Origin of the sequence: Streptomyces adustus, from assembly GCF_009377175.1 — a bacterium.
GTDB lineage: Bacteria > Actinomycetota > Actinomycetes > Streptomycetales > Streptomycetaceae > Streptomyces > Streptomyces adustus.
On sequence record NZ_VJZD01000558.1, the window covers coordinates 1 to 1,084 of the forward strand.

General features: G+C 68.8%; 1 protein-coding gene. It reads right to left on the minus strand.

Annotated elements, in window-relative coordinates:
* Positions 1–1,084, minus strand: a 1,084-nt coding sequence (xylA, locus tag FNH09_RS46525; RefSeq protein WP_152895892.1) for a xylose isomerase, incomplete at both ends; no start/stop codon positions are given.

Sequence of the window (1,084 nt, forward strand, 5' to 3'; positions counted from 1 at the left end):
GCTCGAACGCCATCCCGCGCGCGGCGGCCGCGTCGACGTCGAACTCCTCGAACGACGCACGGTCGGCCAGCAGCGCCTGAAGACCGTCGGCGGCCGTCGGCTGCGCCAGCTCGTCCAGGCGCGCGGCCCGCAGCGCCTCCTGGACCTGCGGGTCCGCACGGAACGCCAGCGCACGCTCCTTCAGGATCAGATAGTTGCGCATGCAGCCCTCGGCCGACGCCCACACACCATCGAAGTCCTCGGTCCGCGGCGGCTTGAAGTCGAAGTGCTTCGGACCCGCGTAACCCGCGCTCTCCAGCAGATCCACCAGCCAGAACGCCGAACGCAGGTCACCCGCACCGAACCGCAGGTCCTGGTCGTACTTGATCCCGGACTGCCCGTTGAGGTCGATGTGGAACAGCTTGCCCGCCCACAGCGCCTGCGCGATCCCGTGCGGGAAGTTCAGCCCCGCCATCTGCTCGTGACCGACCTCCGGGTTCACCCCGTACAGCTCCGGACGCTCCAGCCGCTCGATGAACGCCAGAGCATGCCCGACGGTCGGCAGCAGGATGTCACCGCGCGGCTCGTTCGGCTTGGGCTCGATCGCGAACCTCAGGTCGTAGCCCTGCGAGGTGACGTACTCGCCCAGAAGGTCGAACGCCTCCTTCATCCGGTCCAGCGCCACCCGCACGTCCTTGGCCGCACCGGACTCCGCACCCTCACGCCCGCCCCACGCCACATACGTCTTCGCACCCAGCTCCACCGCCAGGTCGATGTTGCGGATCGTCTTGCGCAGCGCGTAACGGCGCACGTCACGGTCGTTCGCGGTGAACGCGCCGTCCTTGAACACCGGATGCGTGAACAGGTTCGTCGTCGCCATCGGCACGGTCAGACCCGTCGCGTCCAGCACCTGACGGAACCGCTTGACGTGCGACTCGCGCTCGGCGTCCGAGGACCCGAACGGGATCAGGTCGTCGTCGTGGAACGTCACACCGTAGGCACCCAGCTCGGCCAGACGCTGCACCGTCTCGACCGGATCCAGGGCCGGCCGGGTCGCGTCACCGAACGGGTCCCTCCCCTGCCAGCCGACGGTCCACAGACCGAA